The 4,409-nt window shown below is 64.8% G+C and carries 2 protein-coding genes; both read left to right on the top strand.

All coding sequences use genetic code 11. The annotated features are described in order from the left end of the window. Positions 1-3,642: coiled-coil domain-containing protein (locus JCM25143_RS14515; protein ID WP_025861748.1), on the top strand; the 3,642-nt coding region annotated here is incomplete at its 5' end. After that, positions 3,629-4,378: a PI-PLC domain-containing protein gene (locus tag JCM25143_RS14510; RefSeq protein ID WP_025861747.1), complete on the top strand. Its 750-nt coding sequence runs from the start codon at positions 3,629-3,631 to the stop codon at positions 4,376-4,378. The genes JCM25143_RS14515 and JCM25143_RS14510, both read left to right, overlap by 14 nt. The last annotated feature ends 31 nt before the right edge of the window (positions 4,379-4,409 follow it).

Below are 4,409 nucleotides of genomic sequence, written 5' to 3'. Positions count from 1 at the left end.
CTGGCCGAAGGCACCGCCCGCGAGGAAGAGCGCGCCCTGACCCTCGCACGCGAGGCCAATGAGCGCCTGACCCAGCACGAAGCGGATTTGCAGGCCGCCACAAACCGCCTGACAGATGCCCGTAGCGCGCTCGAGCGCACACAGGCCGAAAAAGCCGAAATCGACGCGGCAAGCGCGACCCTGCCCACCCGACAGGAAGAAGCCGCCACCCGGCAGGAAACCCTGCGGCTTGAGCTGGAAAGCACCGAGCGTGACCTCGCCGCCCTGACGGAAACCCTCAATATCGCGCGGGCACAGTATACCCATGCGCAGGAAGAACTAGAAAACGCCAGAGCACGCCATAGCCTGACCACACAGGCCCTGAGCGCGATCAAGGCCGAAGTGGCCGAGCTTGAAGCGGCCCTGCCTTCAAACGAAACCCTGCTGGCCATTGCCGCAACGGCGGAAAGCACGGCACTCGCCGCCCAGCAGGCCCGCACCACGGCAGATGAAAGCGAACGCCAGCGCGCGCAGCGCGCCATGGAACTGTCCGTGGCGCGCAGTCAGGCCGAGGCCGCCCGGCAGGCACAGGCCGAGCAGAAAGAAAATATCACTCAGGCCCGCCAGCGGCTCGACAGTCTGGCCAAGGCCCTGCAACAGGCCGAAACACGCCGGGCCGAAGCCATGGCGGCACTGGTCAGCCCCGAAACCCTCGACCACCTGCGCCTGACGGAAGAAGAAGCGGCCAAGGCCACGCAACAGGCTATTGAAGCCCTTGAAACCGCCGAACAGGCTCGCCTGCAGGCCGACACACAACTGAACGAAAGCAGCCGCGCGGCACAGGAGGCGGAAGCCCGCCACCGCAACGCCACGGAAGCACTCCGCGCGGCTGAAACCGCCCTGTCCCGCGCGCGGCAGGAAGAACAGGTTCTTTCGCAGGAGCTGGAAAAAGCCCGCGCCGAAGCCATGCCGGATTCGGTGCTGGAAGAAGCCCGACAGGCCCGTATGGTGCAGGAAAACAGCCTGCAACAGATCAGCCAGTCGCTTGAACAAGCTGAACAGGCCCTGCCGGCACGCCGCGAAACGCTGAGTGCCGCGACCGCGCGCCGCACAACACTCCAGACGGAACTGACCCGCCTGCACGCTCAGGCCGAAGGGCTTGACCACGCTCTGGATGAAGAAGAGCCACAGGCCGGAAGCCCCGTTTCCGCCCAGCTTTCCGTGGAAGAACAGTATGAGCCCGCACTGGCCGCAGCGCTGGCGGACGGGCTGGATGCCTCCACCACCGAAACCGCAGTGCGGGGCTGGCGTCTGCTGGCAGCCGCAGCCCCTCCGCCACTGCCCACCGGCACAACGCCACTCAAGGCGCTGGTAAGCGCACCGCCGGAACTGGAGCGGATTCTGACCTTTACCGGCCTCGTGCCGGACAATACCGATGCCATAGCCCTGCTGCCCTCCCTTGCTCCGGGGCAATGCCTTGTCTCCCGCGCGGGCGATCTGTGGCGATGGGACGGTTTTTACGCACGCGCCACAGCTACAGGTGGTGCTGCCCGCAGGCTGGCCCAGCGCCGTATCCTGCGTGAAACCCGCGCCCGGATTGACGCTCTTCAGGCTGATGAACCCGCACTTGAGCAGGCAGTAGAGCAGGCCGCGCAGGCCGTGCAGGAAACCGAACGGGCCATTGCCAGCCTGCGGGGCGAACGCGCCACGGTGGAGCGCGCACTGCAACAGGCCCGCACGCATGAAAGCGAGACAGGCCGCCGCCACGCCTCCTCCCGCGCGCGGCTGGACACCATTCAGCCCCAGCAGGAACGTGTCGCAGCCGCCCGGCTGGAAGCGGAATCCGCCCATGCCCGCGCGCAGGAAACTCAGGCTGCCCTGCCCCCCGTGCATGCACCGCGTGAGGCCTTGCAGGCCGCACAGAATAAGCATGCCACAGCACAGGCCAACGAACAGGCAGCCCGCACGCAACTCCGGCAATTACAGGCCCGCCTGCAAACCGCACGGGACGAACGGGCAGGCAGCGAACAGAAGCACGCCGCCGCACAGGCCCGGCTGGATACGCTCACCCCTGAATGCGCCCGCCTGCGCGATGCGCATGCCAGCGAACAGGCTGCCTTTGACGTGCTGGCCCAGCGCCTTGCCACCATCGAAGCCGACCAGCAGGCGGCCCTTGCGCTGGAAACCGCCACACAGGCACTGAACGAAGCAGAACAGACCGCCAAACAGACACTCGAACAGGCACGTCTGGCCCAGCAGGCGGCCGACGCTGCGGCCAATGAAAACCAGCGCAGCCGTGAACACGCAGCAGACCTGCGGGGCCGCCTAGCGGGCCTGACGCCACGCATGGCAGAATTGCGTCAATCTCAGGTCGAGACGACCGAACAGGTTGTTCGGGCGGAAAGCGCGCTTCAGGCCGCCGCCATTCCCGCCGAAACGGAACAGACACTCGAGCAGTTGCGCGCCAGACGGCAGGAGTGCCAGACCAAACTGGATGCCACGCGGGAAGAACGCGCGGCCCTGCTGGCCGAAAGCACCGCGCTGACCAACCGCCGCACCGCCGCCGAAGCCGCGCTGGAAGACTGGGGCGCACGCGCCGAAACCGCCAGCCGGGAAGAAGAAAGCATCCGCCAGCGTATGCAGGACGTGCGGAGCGAACACGAACGCCTGTCCACCCTGCCCGATGCCGCACGCCAGCAAAAACAGCAGACCCAGCAGAACCTGACAGAAGCAGAGGAAGCCCACGCTGCCGCAGACAAGGCCCGGGCTGTAGCCGAAGAGGCCCTGACACAGGCAGGAGAACTGCGCCACAAAGCGGAAGGCGAACTGGCAACCGCGCGTGAAACCCTGCTGAAAGCCGAAGGCCGCAGCGAGCAGGCCCGGGCCATTCTGGACCAGTTGCTTGCAGAAAGCCCGCCCCCTGCCCGTCCGCCGTCATCCGACCTAACCGAAGCGGCGGAAGGCAGCCTGCGCCGCAAGATCACGCGCCTGACCCATGAGCGCGATGCCATGGGGCCGGTCAACCTCCGCGCCGAGCTGGAAGCGCGCGAAGCCACGACACAGGCCGAAACACTGGCCACCGAAATGGCTGATCTGGAAGCGGCAATAAACCGGCTACGTGGCTCTATCGGCTCGCTCAATCAGGAAGGGCGTGAACGCCTGATGGCTGTATTCGCGCAGGTGGATCACCATTTTCAGTCGCTGTTTACCCGCATGTTTGGTGGTGGGCGTGCTCATCTGGGGCTTGTCGGCAGCGATGACCCACTTGAAGCCGGGCTGGAAATTTACGCCCAGCCACCGGGCAAGAAACTGGCCACCCTCTCGCTCCTTTCGGGCGGAGAGCAGGCCCTGACAGCGCTCTCCTTGATTTTTTCGGTGTTTCGCTGTAACCCCGCGCCGATATGCGTACTTGACGAGGTTGACGCACCGCTTGACGATGCCAATGTAGGACGTTTCAGCACCCTGCTTGCCGATATGGTTAACGAAGCAGGTACGCGGTTTCTGGTGGTGACTCACCACCAGCTTACAATGGCCCATATGGACCAACTGTTTGGCGTAACCATGCAGGAACGCGGCGTAAGCCGGGTTCTCTCCGTGGATCTTGCGCGGGCAGCCTCCATGGTTGGCCAGAATGACAAGGAAGCACCACATGTCGCATCCTGAACAGGAAGCTGACATTACATCGTCGCTCCGGATTACACCCCGGCGCGGGCGATGCCTGAAGAAAATGGCTCTGGTGATCTCGCTCTGCATGGCAGCGGGAACCGCCGTTATCGTTCAGCACGCCAAGGCTTACGGCGTCATGGCGAGTATTCACCATGGACAGGTCATCTGCCACGCCAGCGCCGGAACCGGCCCCTTGCAGGCAGATTTCGACCAGCGCCCAGCCATGGTGCGCCTGAGCGTGAACAGCATGCCTGATGGTCAGATCACCGTCGGCACTAACGGCAGAACACTGGCAGATGTGCTGAGCACGGCCTACCGGGCCAACACGCTGCTGATGATCGACCTGCACGGCGCAAGCCCCACCAGCGTCGTGCAGCTTGTGCGCAAGGCGCGCATGCGTGACCGGGTTATTCTCATGGCCTCGGACCGCCAGAGTCTGGAAGCCGCCCTACAGGCCGATTCCAAGGTAATGGTGGCCTTTGCCGTGCACTCAGCCCGCGAGGCGCATATCGTGCACAGGCTGGCAGGCCCACACCCCTATGCGGTGTATCTGCCCCCCACAGCGGAACCCAGCCTGTTCATGCAGGTTCACCATGATGCCGAAGCCATCATCAGCGAAAACCCGCTGACAGCACGCGCCGGTGGGCAGGACCCTCTGGCTGAAAAGCCGGTCGATATCGTGATTACCCCCCTCGCCACCGCCGCAGCCCCCTTCCAGCACAGCAATAGCTGAAGCTGAGACTCATACCTCGGCATGTCGGGGC

Origin of the sequence: Acetobacter papayae JCM 25143, assembly GCF_000613285.1 — a bacterium.
GTDB classification, from domain to species: domain Bacteria; phylum Pseudomonadota; class Alphaproteobacteria; order Acetobacterales; family Acetobacteraceae; genus Acetobacter; species Acetobacter papayae.
The sequence above is the reverse complement of the archived record's forward strand: the minus strand, read 5'-3'. Positions and strand labels throughout refer to the sequence as shown.